This is a genomic window from Enterococcus sp. DIV1298c (assembly GCF_017316315.1).
Lineage (GTDB): Bacteria > Bacillota > Bacilli > Lactobacillales > Enterococcaceae > Enterococcus_B > Enterococcus_B mangumiae.
This window is the reverse complement of the sequence record NZ_JAFLWG010000038.1, coordinates 18658-35979: the sequence shown is the minus strand read 5'-3', so window position 1 is coordinate 35979 and position 17322 is coordinate 18658. Positions and strand designations below refer to the sequence as shown.

General features: G+C 40.3%; 16 protein-coding genes and 1 riboswitch. Of the genes, 2 read left to right on the top strand and 14 right to left on the bottom strand.

The genetic code is table 11. From position 1 onward, the window contains the following. Positions 1–121: 121 nt before the first annotated feature. The 5 genes from rpoZ to JZO83_RS09170 form a co-directional block, all read right to left on the bottom strand. Entirely contained in the window at positions 122–427 is a 306-nt protein-coding gene (gene rpoZ / locus JZO83_RS09190) for a DNA-directed RNA polymerase subunit omega (protein WP_010734097.1), read from the bottom strand. 4 nt (positions 428–431) lie between these two features. Further along, entirely contained in the window at positions 432–1046 is a 615-nt protein-coding gene (gene gmk / locus JZO83_RS09185) for a guanylate kinase (protein WP_206853206.1), read from the bottom strand. Between the two features lie 352 nt (positions 1047–1398). Continuing rightward, complete coding sequence (locus JZO83_RS09180) at positions 1399–2289, bottom strand: YicC/YloC family endoribonuclease (RefSeq protein ID WP_206853204.1); 891 nt, start codon at positions 2287–2289, stop codon at positions 1399–1401. An 18-nt stretch (positions 2290–2307) separates the two neighbouring features. Further along, positions 2308–2526, bottom strand: a complete 219-nt coding sequence (locus tag JZO83_RS09175) for a YdbC family protein (RefSeq protein ID WP_019722353.1) — start codon at positions 2524–2526, stop codon at positions 2308–2310. Continuing rightward, positions 2496–4187 (bottom strand): patatin-like phospholipase family protein, encoded by a 1692-nt coding sequence (locus tag JZO83_RS09170; protein ID WP_207115565.1) that lies wholly within the window; start codon positions 4185–4187, stop codon positions 2496–2498. The genes JZO83_RS09175 and JZO83_RS09170 overlap by 31 nt, the downstream gene beginning before the upstream one ends. A 233-nt stretch (positions 4188–4420) precedes the next feature. Here JZO83_RS09170 and JZO83_RS09165 point away from each other — a divergent pair, with 233 nt between their 5' ends. Then, positions 4421–5197, top strand: coding sequence for a hypothetical protein (locus JZO83_RS09165; RefSeq protein ID WP_207115564.1), 777 nt, complete (start codon positions 4421–4423; stop codon positions 5195–5197). A gap of 54 nt (positions 5198–5251) precedes the next feature. Here JZO83_RS09165 and thiT read toward each other — a convergent pair whose 3' ends face one another. The 9 genes from thiT to mprF form a co-directional block, all read right to left on the bottom strand. Continuing rightward, positions 5252–5836 carry an energy-coupled thiamine transporter ThiT gene (gene thiT, locus JZO83_RS09160; protein ID WP_034688585.1) on the bottom strand — a complete coding sequence of 195 codons (585 nt, stop codon included), beginning with the start codon at positions 5834–5836 and terminating at the stop codon, positions 5252–5254. An 84-nt stretch (positions 5837–5920) separates the two neighbouring features. Then, positions 5921–6023, bottom strand: a riboswitch (TPP riboswitch). Between the two features lie 23 nt (positions 6024–6046). After that, positions 6047–7015 (bottom strand): ribose-phosphate diphosphokinase, encoded by a 969-nt coding sequence (locus JZO83_RS09155; protein ID WP_019722356.1) that lies wholly within the window; start codon positions 7013–7015, stop codon positions 6047–6049. A gap of 89 nt (positions 7016–7104) precedes the next feature. Continuing rightward, positions 7105–8478 (bottom strand): bifunctional UDP-N-acetylglucosamine diphosphorylase/glucosamine-1-phosphate N-acetyltransferase GlmU, encoded by a 1374-nt coding sequence (gene glmU, locus JZO83_RS09150; RefSeq protein ID WP_207115563.1) that lies wholly within the window; start codon positions 8476–8478, stop codon positions 7105–7107. Positions 8479–8636: 158 nt separating this feature from the next. Next, positions 8637–9455, bottom strand: coding sequence for a pur operon repressor (gene purR / locus JZO83_RS09145; protein WP_206853190.1), 819 nt, complete (start codon positions 9453–9455; stop codon positions 8637–8639). A gap of 170 nt (positions 9456–9625) precedes the next feature. After that, positions 9626–10450, bottom strand: a complete 825-nt coding sequence (locus JZO83_RS09140) for a metal ABC transporter permease (RefSeq protein ID WP_207115562.1) — start codon at positions 10448–10450, stop codon at positions 9626–9628. After that, positions 10423–11103 (bottom strand): metal ABC transporter ATP-binding protein, encoded by a 681-nt coding sequence (locus JZO83_RS09135; RefSeq protein ID WP_207115561.1) that lies wholly within the window; start codon positions 11101–11103, stop codon positions 10423–10425. Before JZO83_RS09135 ends, JZO83_RS09140 begins: the two co-directional genes overlap by 28 nt. 19 nt (positions 11104–11122) lie before the next feature. Then, positions 11123–12061 (bottom strand): metal ABC transporter substrate-binding protein, encoded by a 939-nt coding sequence (locus JZO83_RS09130; RefSeq protein ID WP_207115560.1) that lies wholly within the window; start codon positions 12059–12061, stop codon positions 11123–11125. Positions 12062–12410: 349 nt separating this feature from the next. Further along, positions 12411–13259: a 4-(cytidine 5'-diphospho)-2-C-methyl-D-erythritol kinase gene (gene ispE / locus JZO83_RS09125; protein WP_206853183.1), complete on the bottom strand. Its 849-nt coding sequence runs from the start codon at positions 13257–13259 to the stop codon at positions 12411–12413. A gap of 112 nt (positions 13260–13371) precedes the next feature. Beyond that, on the bottom strand, positions 13372–15942 hold the full coding sequence (mprF, locus tag JZO83_RS09120) for a bifunctional lysylphosphatidylglycerol flippase/synthetase MprF (protein ID WP_207115559.1): 2571 nt from the start codon (positions 15940–15942) through the stop codon (positions 13372–13374). Between the two features lie 584 nt (positions 15943–16526). Between mprF and proC the strand changes: the two genes are divergently transcribed. Then, on the top strand, positions 16527–17321 hold the full coding sequence (gene proC / locus JZO83_RS09115; protein ID WP_207115558.1) for a pyrroline-5-carboxylate reductase: 795 nt from the start codon (positions 16527–16529) through the stop codon (positions 17319–17321). The last annotated feature ends 1 nt before the right edge of the window (position 17322 follow it).

The following is a 17322-nucleotide window of genomic DNA, read 5'->3' as shown; positions in this document are numbered from 1 at the left end:
TCCTTGTTTTGTCTTACTTTCTGCCAAATCCTAACAAAAAATTAACGCAGGAAAAAAAGAGCCTAGGAACAATTCCCAAGCTCGTGGCTTTGTCTATTTTAACGCGAATATCGTTGCGCTCTTACAGTTTTTGCTCGTCGCGAATACGAGATTCTAATTCTTGCTGTGCACGGTCTTTTTGCGCTCTACGTTCTTCATCTTCCATGCGTAGGCGTTCACGTTTTAATTCAGGATGTGGATCACTGATCACATTTCCTGCTTCGATTTCTTCTAAAGCTTGGCCAACACTTTTGACTGAATCAAATGAATCCATTGTTGGTTGTGCTTTTGCATCCAATTCATGGGCGCGTTTACTTGCTAAGATCACTAGAGAATATTTTGAATTCACGCGATCTAATAATGAGTCGATTGAAGGTTTTAACATCATAAGACTACATCTCCTTTAACATTTTGATATATTTTCCGATGACACGGTCGACACGGAAATGTTCACTTGCAATAATATCTTTGATTCGGTTGACTGCTAATGGCACTTCATCGTTGACGACAGCGTAGTCATACAATGCCATCATTTCGATTTCTTCCTTAGCGACTTTCATTCGTTCTTCGATTACTTCATCTGCATCTGTTCCACGTCCAACGATTCGTGATTTTAACTCTGCTAAATCAGGGGGCGTTAGGAAAATAAATACGCCGTCAGGTACTTTTTCTTTTACTTGTTTTGCACCTTGGACTTCGATTTCAAGGAAAACATCTTTTCCTTCGTCTAAGGTTTTGTTGACATACGATAGTGGGGTACCGTAATAATTCCCAACATATTCTGCATATTCCAACATTTCGCCTTCAGCGATCATTTGTTCGAATTCTTCGCGGCTTCGGAAATAGTAGTCGACTCCTTCAACTTCTCCTTCACGCATCTTGCGTGTCGTCATCGAAATCGAATATTGGAAATCATTATCCTCACTCTCAAAAATTGCTTTTCGTACTGTGCCTTTTCCCACACCGGATGGACCAGACAACACGATTAATAATCCACGCTCTGACATGACGACGTCCTTTCAACTAGTCTTTTTTATACTATTGCTTATTTTGCACTTTTTTCTTGCAACTTTCAAGGCTATTTTTTTATTATAGCTAGAAAACCTAGAAAAAGCTAGTCTACTTCCTACTAAGGAGCCCGAGACAAAAGTAAAATTTACTTTTGTTGTATACCTAAAAAACGAATAAACGGCGGGAGCAGAAGTAACCTCTTCGGAAATAAGACGGAATCCACAAAAATTTGAAAAGCAATTTCCGTGGATTCCGTCTTATTTCTCGAGGCTGAACACTTCTGTCCCGACCTCATTTCATAAGCGAGCCTGCCTAACAGACAATTCGTCAGTCAGACAGGCTGGAAAATCACTCGATATTTTGGATTTGCTCACGGATTTTTTCTAAAATCGTTTTCGATTGAACGACCCGATTTTTGATCTCGATCGCACTTGATTTTGAACCGATCGTATTGATTTCGCGATTCATTTCTTGGAGTAGAAAATCTAATTCTCTACCGATGGGATAGTCTGCATCAAGCAGTTCTTCCAGTTTCTGCGTATGGATCACTAAGCGGTCGATTTCTTCATGGATATCGCCACGCTCCAAAAGAATCGCTATTTCGGTCAACAAGCGTTCTTGTTCCACTTCTGCTCCTAGATATGCTTCGATTTTTTCTTGATATCTTTTTTGGAATTCTTGCTCGTAGATCTCTACAAAACCTGCTAATCCATCAATGACCTTTTTTAATTCTTCGGTTTGCTGAAGAAATACTTTTGCTAACGCTTGGCCTTCTTTACTCCGGCTTTCTTCGATGGAACAAAGCGCTGTTTCCATCGTTTCTTTCGCTAATTGAGCAAGGATTTCTTGGTCTTCTTCCGTTGATTCTGCGATCGTCACAAACTCTTCATTCAGTGCAAAACGTTCGATCAGCGCACCGATCGATAAAGGATTTGCTTCCCCATATCTTTCTTCAATACCTGTGGTCAATTGTGTGTAAAGCGTATCGATCAATTGCCAATTGATCGTCACTTTCTTTTCTTGTTCACCTAGATAAGTGAGATTGATAAACACATCCACGCGTCCTCGGCTAAGTTTTGTTTTGATCAATTGTCTCAATTCATTTTCAACAAAACCTAATACTTTCGGGCTACGAACTTGGATATCTAAAAAACGTTGGTTGACACTTTTGATCTCGATTTCAAGTTGATAATTCTTTTGTTCGCGGATGGCACTGCCAAAGCCAGTCATGCTTTTCATGCGACAGAGTCCTTTCTTTTACATATTTTTGATTGCTTTTTGTAACTCTTCAAACTCTTCATTTGTCAATGTTAGCCCTTTACCCATTTTTTCATGGTCAGGTGCCCAGTCGCGTAAGTCAAATTTCGGTGGTCTGCCATTCCAACTCACTAAGTTCAATTCTTTGCGCCACCCTTTATTGTTTTCAGATAAAACTGCAATTTCTTCTACGATCTCATATGAGAATTCTTGTGCCATGGTTGTTCCTCCTTTAGATAATAAAGATAGAGATACATCAAAGTTTCTATCGCATCTGTATTGAGTTGCCGTTGTATGCGATCATACTTTTTCTCCTTCACATATTGGTGAAGTCTATTTTCCTTCGTTACGTGTATTTTAGCATTTCGTTCGAGTTTTCGAAACTTCAGCCATTCACTGGCGTTCAACTGCCCAATCGCTTCTAAAAAGGCTTCGTCGATCTTATTTTCTTTGCAAATGCTCGGCAACATCTCTTCGACAGTATACACTTTGTTCGGTAAGATCAATTTTTGTTTTGCTAATAGCTCAAGCATTGCCAATCCGCATGTTTCAATGGTGACCCTGTCTTTATATATATTACGCAAGTCACGCCAAAATTTTTCTTTGTGGAAAAAGGTTAGATCTAACTGAAGCTCTTCGAATAAGAAACGTAAGAAACGCCGCCAATAGCGTTCAGCTGGTTTTGCCGTTTCAAACGTATACCAGTTTCCTTGATAGCTTCCTAAACATTTCTTTGCTTCTAAATAACCTAGTTGGATATTCAATTGGTTTCTTTGTCGCTCAAATACTAAGAAGCCACCTAAAGACCAATTTGAACAACATTGCCATGTCACTAAAGCATCTGGTTGCTTGAATTTTTTAGCCACCCCTGGTCCTTGGACATCGACGATCAAGACTTCAGTCGCGCCTTGCTTGATCGCAATATCGACCGGCACATTGTTTCGATACCCGCCATCGACATACTTGGATTCGCCGATCTGTCGATAAGCCATGGCAGGATAAAAAGAAGCAGAGGCAAGTATCCAATCCGCGATTTCTGTTGGTGCTAATGCTTGGATCCTTGTGACTGTTTCTTGAAATTCAGGGATTTTTGTTGCAACTGTATATAGTTGTGGTTGTTTTGTCTGTTTGATTTTTTCTGCATCAAGGTGTTGTTCAAGTAATGCTTCCAGCGGAGCAATCGAAGCGCCGCCTTCGACCACTGCACTGCGTGTCATCAAGCTCGCCTCTTGAATATACCGTTGTCTTAAATCTTCTGATAAGGCCACTTCAGGCAATGCTAATACTTGATTGGTCGACAGCTCATGCCACAACTCGGTTGCTTGGGCTAATTGATCCTGAACGATCAACGCCCCATTCAGGGCACCTACAGAAGTACCAGTAATGAGTGAGATTTTTAAATCTGCTTCTTTCAGTGCTTTCCAGACCCCGATTTGGTACGCACCATGCGCGCCTCCTCCACCTAAGACAAGTCCCGTATGATAGGACAGCTCCTTTCCCAATGTACTTGCCCCCGAATAACCATTTCGTTGAAAGCGATCGATCATGTTTGACGAGATAGGATGATCAAAGTGGAAGCAAGCATATTTTTTGAAAAAATAACGGACAGTACTTTCTAGTAATACAAAAATTTCGGACCATTTCCAATAATCTTCCTCAATCAATATGTTTGTGTAGGTCAGTTTTTCATTCGTTATTTCTGCAGAAAAGTAAATGTTCATCTTCTGCGAGACGATTTTCCATGCCTGTTGTTTTTTTGCTTGTTGCCAAAAATGTTGACGGCTTTCCTGATGGGTAGTGAAAAAGGCAAAAGGTTGTTTCGCTTGTTGCACGCCACTCTGCTGATAACGTTCCGACCAATAGACTTTTTGGACTTTCATAGACACCTCTGCTTCTCTTTTTCTTTTATTATATCAGTAAACAGCCAAAAAGGGCGCGCGTGAACAGTAACACGTTATCAACGTTATATATAGATTATTTTTTACGCATTATCCATACTTTGTCCATAAACTAATCGTTACTTTGTAATCGAATTTTAAAATAAAAGAAACAAGCTTTTTTTCAGTAAATGTTGTAAAATGAAAGGGATGAGACAAAGGGGAGGAGGAGTATGATGAGTGATTCAGTATATGTACATATCGATACAACTAGTAACGCCGTTTTGACCAAAGGGCTGTCTATCAATGATTTTTCAAATAGCATCGTGCATTTCCCTCAGAATCTACTTTTGTTGGACCCTTCTGCATCTGCCGGAGAATATGAATCACATACTGGTTTGAAGGTCATTCGCGGCACTGAGAATATCCAAAAATTTTTCCAAACAGTGCGCAGCCGTAACAATAGTACGGATCTTAAATGGATCGATTTTACCGATTTGACGATGTTAAAAGAACTAAGTCCTCTGGAAATCTCAGAGTTGCTTTATTTTGGTCATATGAAAACACATCTCCATTCACCTTTTTTCTATAAATTACAAAATAACTTTGTTTATTTTGATTTGAGCGATCATCTAGGTAGAACCTATTATCGTTATTTAGATGAATTTTATCGGATTTTTGCCAACAAGTTAAGCACGATCTTGGCGGGAAAAATCAACGAAAAAAAATCATTCTTTCGAAAAGAGATCCCTGTTGAAAAAATCAGTGTAGAGATACTGAAAAAGATGCGTAATTTAATGCAAGAAGGAATCATTTTTTCGTTTGATCAAGCAGGTTTGGTCGATGACAAGTATGAGATCCCGATTTATGTCATTGAAGATTACGTTTGGAAATTAAAAGGAACACGTTACTTGGAAGAAAAACCGGTAGCTGTTCTCGTCTATCATGCCACTCAACAACGTTGGCAACTAGACGGCAACGTTTCTGATTTTGTTTACAACACATTTGTATAATGACAGTCAACTCCACTAAAAAAGCGTAAAGGTCAGCTGCCTTTACGCCTTTTTTTAATTTTTGCTTTTTCGTACTTGCAATCCTTCGCTTACAAATAAAGAAGGAACGGTCTGTTCGATACCTAGTAGGACAATAGTTGTTACAATCCCAGTAGCTAACCCACTAGCACCATTCATGACTAAAGAGAACAACCATGGATTCATTCCCCATAGTGCGAAACTCCCCCAAAAAGCAACCCCAGCGACAAAATGCCAGAAATATCTGGCAGTCACACCAACGAATGTCGCTAAAATGATCGTTGAGGCCATTTTCTTACGATTGCCTTGCAGATAACTTTGTTGCATTCTTTGCGAAAAAATCCCTGCAACGCCAGCAAACGTAAACGCGATCGGATACTCGATCAACACTTGGATGACACTCAAGTAATAGACAGTCCCCATGGGAAAATGAAGGATTCCCCACAGAAAAGCCGATCCCATACCAGCTTTCCAACCCCTTCTCAAAGCAAATAAAGTTAAAGGGATTTGTCCGAGCGAGATTGCAAAACTACTACCTATTTGTAGAGGAATCATCGACAACACTAAAGATAATGCTGCGACGATTGTTCCCTCGATCCAGACACGATGATTCTTATTCATAAAAAAGCTTCCTCCTTTATAATTGGACATCACAAAGGAGGAAGCAAGTTTGTTTTTTTTACAAACAGCTTCGTGCTTTCACACTAGCTATTCATTCACAATTCCTACGCTCGCATAACCGAAACAGGTACGAAGGGTTTAGAATATATTCAGTCTCAGCCCAAAATGGACTCCCCTTTGTGATTGTAATTATTTAGTTTTTGTTTTCCTTTATCTTTTTGTTTCAAATAAAGGACTAACTGGTTTGTTTTCATGGATACGTTTGATTGCGTCACCCATCAAGCCACCAACGCTTACTTCGTCAATCTTATCAATTTTGCGATCTTCTGGCAAATAGATTGAATCCGTTACAACTAAGCGCTCGATTGCAGAGTCTTCGATTCTTTGTAAAGCAGGTCCTGACAACACAGGATGTGTACATGATGCATAAACGCTCACTGCTCCAGCTTCTTTCAACGCGTTAGCTGCCAATGTGATCGTTCCAGCTGTATCGATCATGTCATCGATCAAGACACATGTTTTGCCTTCTACTTGACCAATGATATTCATCACTTCTGCCACATTCGCTTTCGGACGGCGTTTATCGATGATCGCAATTGGTGCTTTTAAGAATTCAGCCAATTTACGCGCACGAGTAACACCACCATGGTCAGGTGATACCACAACGACATCATCGCCTTGGATCCCTTTTTCTAAGAAGTAATTCGCAATCAGTGGTGCGCCCATCAAATGGTCGACAGGAATATCAAAGAATCCTTGGATTTGGACTGCGTGCAAGTCAAGTGTCAACATTCTTGTTGCTCCAGCTTTTTGGATCATATTTGCCACTAATTTTGCAGTGATTGGTTCACGTGCGCGAGCTTTACGGTCTTGACGTGCGTAGCCGTAATAAGGCATTACAACGTTGATAGTTTTAGCACTTGCACGCTTCAATGCATCAATCATGATCAATAATTCCATCAGGTTATCATTTACCGGACTACTTGTTGATTGAATAACATACACGTGTGAGCCACGGATACTTTCTTCGATATTGACTTGGATCTCACCATCACTGAATTGAGTGACGGATGATTTTCCTAGTTCAACCCCAACAGCTGCAGCGATTTTTTCTGCCAATGGACGATTTGAGTTTAATGCAAATATTTTTAATCTTGGATCAAAGTAATGTTTGGACATGAGGACCTCCGCTTTCTTTTTCACAACTCTACTACCTAATAAATACTAGTCATATTTGTCGAATAAATCAAGTGGTTTTACAAAAAGTATCAATTTGAATATGGGAGTTTCTTCGCGTATCCTTCTTTATTGACTTGTCTAGCACGTGCAATTGCCATCGCATGCTCAGGAACATCGTTGGTAATCGTTGAACCAGCAGCGATACATGTGTTCTCTGCAACATCTACTGGCGCCACAAGATTCGCATTTGAACCGATAAAACTATGGTCACCCACTGTTGTATGATGTTTTGCTTTTCCGTCATAATTGACAAAAACGACACCACAACCGACATTGATTTCTTCCCCTAATGTCGCATCGCCCACGTACGTCAAATGACCGACTTTTGTATTTTTGCCGATTTTCGCATTTTTCACTTCGACAAAATTACCGATATGGACGCCTTCAGCAATTTCAGCTTTTGGACGTAAATGAGCATAAGGTCCCACATCTGCTTTACTTTTGACCATGCTGTTTTCGATCACTGAGTTTTCGATCACTACTTGGTCACCAATCTTGCTATCAACGATGCGAGAATGCGCCCCGATGAAGCAGTCTTCGCCAATCTCCGTTTGCCCTTGAAGTTGGACACCCGCTTCAATCACCGTATCTGACCCGATCACTACATCCGCATCGATATACGTGGTGGCTGGATCAACAAAGCTCACGCCATTGACCATGTGTTTTTTATTGATTCGTTGGCGCATCAATTCGCTTGCTTTTGCTAGTGCGATGCGATCGTTGACGCCCATACATTCATCAAAATCTTCCGTTTGATAGGCAGCAACTGGATTTCCAGCATCTTTTAGGATCTCAATGATGTCTGTTAAATAATACTCGCCTTGCGCATTATCTGTGCCGACTTTGTTCAATGCTTCAAATAATGCTTTGTTATCGAAACAGTAAGTCCCTGTATTGATTTCTTGGACTAATGCTTCTTCTGGAGACGCATCTTTTTGCTCAACGATTTTTTCAACGATCCCTACATGGTCACGGATGATTCTTCCATATCCTGTTGGGTCTTCTGCTTGCGCAGTCAAAATCGTAGCACTTGCATTTTTCCCTTGATGGTATTCAAATAAGTTATTCAACGTCTCAGTTGTCAATAAAGGGGTGTCGCCACTGATGACTAACGTTGTGCCTTCCTTACCTGCTAAAAATGAGGCAGCTTGTAATACCGCATGGCCCGTTCCAAGTTGTTCCGCTTGTAACGCATATTCACTGCGTTCGCCTAACTGAGCTTTGACTTTCTCCGCACCGTGGCCAACGATCGTTACGATTTGGTCAGGATTTGTTTCGCTTACACGGTTGATGATATGTTCGACCATCGGTTTTCCAGAAACAGGGTGCAGCACCTTGTATAGTTTTGATTTCATGCGAGTCCCTTTACCCGCGGCTAATATGATTGCATAACGTGCATCCAAATGTGTCACTCCTAAATTACGATTTATTACTTTTAAGTTTAGCCCAGTCGCCCTTTTTTTTCAACTAATCGTTCATTCTTGGCCATTAGACCGCAAAAAAGAAGAGACATCAATCATCATCTCTTCTTTTTCCATAACACTTCTGTTATTAAAATGCTTTATTCGTCGAAATAATTTCCTGGTACTACAGTGATATTTTTCGTTTTTGTGTCGACGTCTTTGACGTACAGTAAAGAGGTGTAATCATTGATTGCACGATGTCCGTTGAATTTTGATTCCGCAAATACAGTGATCCCAACAAGCTCAGATTCAAATTCTTCGATCAAGCTCTTCATTCCGTTCACTGTTCCGCCGCCTTTCATAAAGTCATCGACGACAAGGACACGAGAACCACGTTTCAAACTTCTTTTTGATAGTTCCATTTTTTCGATACGTTCAGATGAGCCTGAGACATAGTTCACACTCACTGTGGACCCTTCTGTGATCTTGGAATCACGACGAACGATAACAAACGGTGCGTTCAAGTAATAAGAAACTGCTTGAGCGATCGGCACTCCTTTTGTGGCAACCGTCATCACTGCATCGATTTTTTCTCCTAAATATTTTGAGGCGATGATTTTCCCTACTTGACGTAATAGCTCAGGTTCTCCTAATAGATCAGATAAGTAAACATAGCCTCCAGGAAGTAAACGGTCTTGTTCAGACAAACGTTCTGCAAGTGATTCAATGTATTTCTTTGCTTCCTCATAGGAAATTTCTGGGATGAATAGTACTCCTCCCGCTGCACCAGGAATGGTTTCAAGCGTTCCATACCCTCGTTCTTTAAATGTTTTTTTGATGATTCCCAAATCTTCACTGATGGAAGATTTCGCAGATTCATAACGTTCGGCAAAGCTTGTTAATGAAATCAATTCATGCGGATGATCTAATAAATACTGTGTCATATCGACAAGACGCTCACTGCGACGTACTTTCACATATTCCAGCTCCTTTTTCCAACAAATTTTATCGTGTTTCATTATATAAGTTTTTTCGGGAAAATTCGAGCATTTTATCTAAAATTAAGAAAATAGTTCGGTATTTGTAAAAAAACAGGTGTTTATCTAAGACATTTGTTTGTCTCAGATAGACACCTGCTTGGGTCTTTTTATTTATTTTTTCTTCTAATCGTTAGTAAGATCCGTTTGCTCAAATTAACGAGTAAGAACAAAAGAATAAATACTAACGTAATCGTCGCTCCTGGAGGTGTGTCCAAATAAAAGGAACTAGTCAATCCAGAAAGCATCCCAATAAAACCAACGATGATACTGATAAAGATCACTACATTGAAGCTTTTTCCTAAGCGCATCCCGATTGCTGCCGGTAACACCATAATAGCAGAAATCAATAATGCTCCTGCTATCGGGATCATTACAGCAATTGCTACCCCAGTGATGATATTGAACAGCATCGACATCCACCGAACGGGCAGCCCATCCACATGGGCAGTGTCTTCATCAAAGGTCAACACATACATCGGGCGTTTGAATAGGAAAAACAATAGACCGATCACTGCAAATAAAATACCTAAAAATAGCACTTGCTCCCAAGTGATCGTGACGATCGAGCCAAACAAGTAAGATTGAATACTCGTGGCAGAATTCCCTCCACTCAAATTCATCAAAACTAACGCAAGTGCCAGTCCACCTGCCATAAGAATCGCAATCGAAATTTCTGAATACGTACGATACATAGATCGTAGATATTCCAAAATGATAGCAGCGACAACGACGACCACCATTGTTGTCATCGTCGGATTGAGATTAAGGAAAAACCCTAAGGCTACTCCTGCTAAAGAAACATGAGACAAGGTATCTGCCATCAATGATTGACGACGGATCACTAAGAACACGCCTAACATCGGTGCGATCCCTGCTATAAAGATTGCCGCAAGAAATGCGCGTCTCATGAATTCATATGAAAGCAACGCCATTGAGAATCCTCCTTTCGCACTAAACGGATTTGTCGATCCGCATATTGCTTGATATCTTCGTGGTCATGAGTGATCATCAACACGGCTTTGCCATGAACGTGCGCGCTATGGCGCAACAAACGATAAAATTCATTTCGTGATTCTTCATCCATCCCAGTCGTCGGCTCATCCAATACAAACAAATCCGGATCAGTAGCAAAAATACGCGCTAAGCTGATTCGTTGTTTTTGTCCGCCAGATAGTTCTCCGATCCGACGATGACGCATGTCCCACATGCCAACAGATTCCAAAGCACGTTTGACGTGTCCGTGGTCTTTTTCGCTCAAACGTTTGAACCAACGACCTCTAGGATATCTGCCAGAACGTACTAATTCTAATACGGTACTAGGAAACCCCGCATTGAAGGAAGAAACTTGTTGCGGGATGTAGCCAATGCTCAATTTGTTTCCGTCCTGATTTTTACTTGCAATCTTTATGGTCCCTTTAGAGGGTTTCAATAGCCCTAAAGAAGCTTTGATCAATGTAGACTTTGCCGCTCCGTTTTCGCCAGTCAAGATCACAAATTCGCCGGCATTTACATGATAGGATACACCTTCTAAAACAGGTTCTTCATCATAATAGAAAGTGAGATCGGCTATTTCGATATAACGCACATAGAGGACTCCCTTCGTTTTACTTTATGCTCTCTTTTAATGCCTCAAGGTTTTTCTCCATGATAGATACGTAATTTTCACCAGCTTTGATTTGATCATTCGTCAAACTCTCTAGTGGATTAAGTACTTCAAGTTTTACACCTGTTTCCTTAGATAATGTTTCTGCTACTTTAGATGACGCATTTTCTTCAAAATAGATGACTTCAACGTTATTTTGCTCAACAAAATCTTTTAATTCAGCCAATCGACTAGGCGTAGGCTCTTGATCCGGTGAAACACCAGAGATCGCTACTTGTTCTAGATCATAGCGATTTGCTAAATAAGCAAATGCCGCATGTTGTGTCACAAACGTTCGATTCGCTGCACCTTTTAGTGCCTCTGTATAGGCTTGGTCCAATGCTTCTAATTTTTGGACATAAGCCGCAGCATTTTTTTCAAATGTATCTTTCTTATCTGGATATTTCTCGCCTAGCTCTTTAGCGATCGTTTGTACTTCTTGGATCGCTAATGTTGGATCTAACCAAACATGAGGGTCGTATGCATGATCATGGTGATGTCCTTCTGATTCTTCATGTTCTTCGTCATGGTCTTCTTGTGATTCTAAACGCTCGATCCCCTTGGCTGCTTCGATCATCAACGTTTGATCAGTATCGATCGTATTTTTCAATGAATCAACAAAAAATTCCATGTCGGAACTGTTATAAACAAAGACGTCTGCATCAGCAATCTTTGCACTTTGTTGCGCACTTGGCTCAAAATCATGAGGTTCCGTACCTGCGGGAATCAATAACTCAACATTCCCAGTATCACCAACGACTTCTTTCGTAAATTCATACATTGGATAAAACGTTGCAACAACATTCAACTCGTCTGAATCAGACTCTTGTGTAGTCTGTCCACAAGCTGTAAATAGGAAAGCTCCTATAACTAAAGATGCGGCGAATAAATATTTCTTCATATATGCTCCTTTCAAAACAAATCGTAATATTACGATTTATTAACGAGGATTAATGTACCAAATTAAAAAAAAACAGTCAATAGATTAAACTGATTTTCTGATTTAAAATCAAACTTGTACTGTAAATCGGAAAACGAATGAATCTACCGTCATATCAACAATAAGCGCAAGCGTTTTCCTTCGTTCTTGATTAAAAATCAACAATAGCTTGCTTCGTCTTTTGGTTTTTGATGACCATGCGACTGGGACAATTCCTTTTTATTCCTAACCATGAAACAGAAGAACCCCCATACGAAAGACCGTCCAATCATTTTTCTCCTGATTGAACGGTCTTATTTCTTTTATTCGTTTATAGCGTTCTGACAAGATACACTTCTTCACAAAACCCTTTTAATCCATTATAGACTCTTTGGGCTCTGGAATAATGTTGACAAACAGCAAAAACCGTTGGCCCGCTGCCACTCATCAAAGCAGCATCTGCACCGTATTTGATCATTCGCTCTTTGATTTGGTGAATGATCGGATGACGTTTTCCTGTCACGTCTTCGAGGCTGTTACCCATTTTCGTTAACATTTTTTGATAATCTTGTTGACGAAGCGCATCAGCCAATCCAGCAATATCTTGGTGTTGGATTTTTTGCGTATCGATTTCTCGGAAAACAGTTCGCGTGGAAACACTCATTTTAGGCTTTACAAGAATGACCCAACAAGAAGGCATTGCCGGTAACAATTGGACGATTTCACCTTTTCCACCTACGTACGCTGTTTGACCGTAGACACAGTATGGAACATCTGTCCCTACTTCCAAACCAATCTCAGCCAATTCTTCCAAGCTACAGCCTAAGTTCCACAATCGATTGATGCCTCTCAATGCCGCCGCACAATCCGTACTTCCGCCGCCTAATCCAGCAGCGACAGGAATATTTTTCTTCACAACGATTTTTACGCCTTTTTTGATTTGATATTTCTTTTTTAACAACAATGCGGCTTGATACACATTGTTACGCTGATCTACCGGCAAAAATGCTTTATTCGTCTCAACAATGATTCGATCTTCCGATAGCTCTTCAAAGAACAAGTGATCAGCTAAATCTACACTTGACATCACCATTTCCAACTCATGATACCCGTCTGGTCTTTTATATAACACATCTAACCCTAAGTTTATCTTCGCTGGTGCTTTTTCAATCAATTCCATCCTCTCACCCATTCGAAAAGTCTAAGTCGAAAGTATTCTATCATAGGGAAAAATAAAAGTATAGCTTTCACCAATAGACGTAAACACTTTCATCACAGCTTTACAATCATTTTTACAATTCTGTCAGAACTTCTTCTGCTAAACTTGTTCCTTTTTCTTTTCCTTTACCGATCAATAAGAACAGTTGCAACGTGGCTAAGGTAAAACTACTTCCTTTCATATACGCAAAATAACGCCCTTCCCAATGTGTGACATATCGTTGTTTTTCCTCATAGGCTAATTGAAAAGAATAAAAGAAATTACCATAATTATAGATGATTCGCATCACTTTTTCTTGCAAGAATGAAAAGTCTGTCTCTCCGACATTCGCCAGTGGAGCAAGCCCAAGATTCGCTTCTACGTAGCCTTTTTGACGATAGACAGCCAATAAATTGGCAAGCAAGTAATCGCCTAGACTATTCGGCTGATTCGGTAGATACCGTAGCAGATCATACCCTGCTTGACGCCCATTGATCGGTTGAGATGTAATAAAGCCAACGATTTGCTGTTCTTTGCGAACAACACCGATTCCGCTCATCAAGAGATATTCTTTATCGAAATAGCCTACTGAGAAATGTTTCTCACGAGAACCGTCCAACCATTTTTGCGACACTTCATGGATTGGTTCGAATAATTCTTCAGGTAATTCGTCATACCAAGTAAAATGATAGCCTTCATTCGTCAAACGTTGCAATTCGATTTGCTTTGTTCGCCATTGAAGCGCATCAGAAGAAAGATCAGTGACGGCGGCTTCGCCAACTTTCGTAAAGTGAAATCCCGCTTCGTGAAGCATAACGACATAGCTTTCTGAAACTTTATAAAATGCCAACTGATAACCAAAACAATCAGCTTTCTTTAAAAATTCATGCGTAGCTTTACGTATTTTAGCTGGATCACCAATTGGATCACCCAGAACAAAACATTTGTTTCCCTTGATTTGATACCCAAACACTACTTGGTCTTGATCCTCTTCCTGATAATAAAAATAAGTGTATCCAGGTAAATGCAAGTAATGACTAGCTGCGGTCCCGCCATAGGTCGTTAAAAGGCGATCTAAACGAGTTTGATCTAAAGATTCACCAAATCCTGTGTCTGCGGCCAAGTACTGATACAAAGCAACTAACGCCAGTAAAGAGATCCCTAAGCCAATCAATCCAGAAAACCAGACGTCTTCAGAAGGGAAGAGAATGAAGCGATTGGCAGTTAAGTCACCTACCCAAAAACTACCACGATGATAGCCTGCGATGGCATAAACAACAAATAAAAAGCCAAATAAACACGCATCAAATAAAATAGCTCCCCATGAATAAACAAACTTTTTACGATAAAACTCTTTGCGAGAGAACCAGACCGCGAGTAATATCAGAAGATAGACAACGATCAATTGCCACGACAACGTTCGCATCACTGTATTGATGATACCAAAAGCAAGTAAAGCAATTGTCGGAATAAATGCTTTTTTGACCTTCATCGCTAAAGCTCTAGCTAAACCTAACAATAAGAAACCGATCAACAGATTCAACATCTGATCTAAAAAATCAAATGAGAAAGGCAAAAGTATTTGAAATAAACGACTGACCGTCGAAAGATTGGTGATCGTTGAAAGCAAGACCATCATGATCCCCGCAAAATAAACAGCACACACTAAAACAAAATGAGCAATCTTTTGAAAAAACAATCGAGGAATGTTATCTAAAAATCGATTGATCTTAACTCCTGTGTGTGTCAAAAATAAAATGACGCCAGATAGAAATGGGAGTACATAGTAGAACAAGCGATAATAAAGCAGCCACACAAGCGCAATATCTTGCCGCACACCTAGTTGACTCATCCCTAAGATCATCAACACGTCAAACGTCCCCACACCGCCGGGCACCATCGTCAACATGCCAATCAATGTGGCAATGATAAACATCGGGTACAATGACCATAAAGAAATATCTACCGCCATCAAGCGCCCAATCAATAAGAAAACTACTAATGCTCCAGTCCATTGTCCAAAGGAAGCTGCGAACAAACCCACCAAACCTTTAGGATAAAATTCTGCAAATAATGTTTTTCGTTTCAGATAGGCAAACAAGAAGATGATTGGCGCTAAAAAGCTACCCCCAAATAACCAAATCCAATACCCGCGAAAAACACTATCAGATTGAAGAAAGAAAACATTGATAAACGTTAATAATGACCAGATAGAAAGCCCAGTCAACAGGAATAAAGCAACTTTCGAGACTGTTGCAAGCACCATTTTACGATTGGTGTGCTTGCCATAAAAGCTAGCTCGTAAGCTTGCTCCGACGATTCCGCCAAATCCTGCCAAATTGTTGATCGTATTCGTGATCCAAGCCGATAACAAAAAGTCTTTGCGACTCATTTTAGGTTTCCCTTGTTTTTCCAATACTCGGATCGTGACCCAATCGTAAAGCAACATCGGGGCAACGCCGATCAATCCTGCTAAAATCATCCATGCAAGCGTGCTATGACGCTGTTGTTCCATCGTGTGCCAGACATCTTGCCAACTCATCCCTTGGGCAATATTGGCGACCTGATTCGCCACAAAAACAAGGATCGATCCAAAGAATATCAGTTTTAAAATCAACTGATGTGATTTCACCCACTGGATCATGATCTGTAATTTATTTTTCACCGGCACTCATCCTCACCTGTAGACTTTCTAAAACGTATACATTCATGTTATCTTATTTAGATTGATTTTTCCACTTTGGACGTTAGGTTGTGAGAAAGCCGTTCAGCTCCAAGTAGTAAGACGAAACGTGGGAAAATAGCTTCTCATATTTTTTCACGTTTTGACTTACTATTGAAGGAGCTGGCTTTCGAACACCGTTTATCTAGGTTGTGAAAGAAGCGCTTTGACCTGAACAGTAAGATGAGAAATCAGAAAATAGCTCCTCATATTTTTTGATTTCTCAGCTTAGTGTTGAAGGTCAGCTTCTTGAACACCGTTTATCAGAGGTTGTGAAAGAAGCGGTCAGCACTGAGTAATAAGACAGAAAAATCGAAAATGGCTTTTTCATTTTTGATTTTTTTGGCTTATTATTGAAGTGCTGCTTCTTGAACACCGTTTATACGAATTTTAGTGATACTAAAACACTCGTTTCATCTTCGTTTTCTACCCACCACTTTCTCCCCAATCCATTCACAGATGGGGTCATCTCTTGACTTGCAGATTGTAAGAAAGAAAGCTATGCTAAAACAAAAGGAGAGGATTACATGAAAATCGGATTTATCGGTACAGGAAATATGGCTCAAGCAATTATTCACGGGATCTTAGCAAATGATCTTGTGGCTAAAGAAGAGATTTTTGTCTCAAGTGGACATTATGAAAATGCACAACGTTTTGCTGGTAAAGTAGGCGTCACTGCTTGTCAGAGCAATCAAGAAGTTGCTGACAAAGCAGAGATCATCATCCTAGCAGTAAAACCAAAAATCATCGAATCGGTATTGCATGACTTGCGTGACCACCGTAAACAACAGTTATTCATTTCCATCGCTTCAGGAAAATCACTTGCAACATTAGAACAAGCGCTTGATCCAGAAGCAGCCATCGTTCGTGTGATGCCTAATGTCAATGTGAGTGTCGGTGCTGGCGTTTCGGCAATCTGTAAAAACCAAGCAGCAACAAATGATCAGCTGGCACAAGCGACAAAGATCTTTGAAGCGATCGGCAGCGTTTATCCTTTAGCCGAAGATGATTTTAGTACATTTATCGGCTTAGCGGGAAGCTCACCTGCTTTTATTTATATGTTGATCGATGCAATGGGGCGTACTGGTGTCTTGCATGGACTACCGAAAAAAACAGCAACCGAGATCGCAGCCAAAGCAATTTTAGGTTCTTGTCAAAAATTCCTCGCAAGCGATGAAAATCCTTGGGAATTAGTTGACCAAGTTTCTTCCCCTGGTGGTACAACAGTTGCAGGTGTCGTTGCATTGGAAGAAGCTGGGTTTATCCCCGCAATTATTAAAGGGATCACTAAAACGATCGAAAAAGATTTAGAGATGTTGTAGC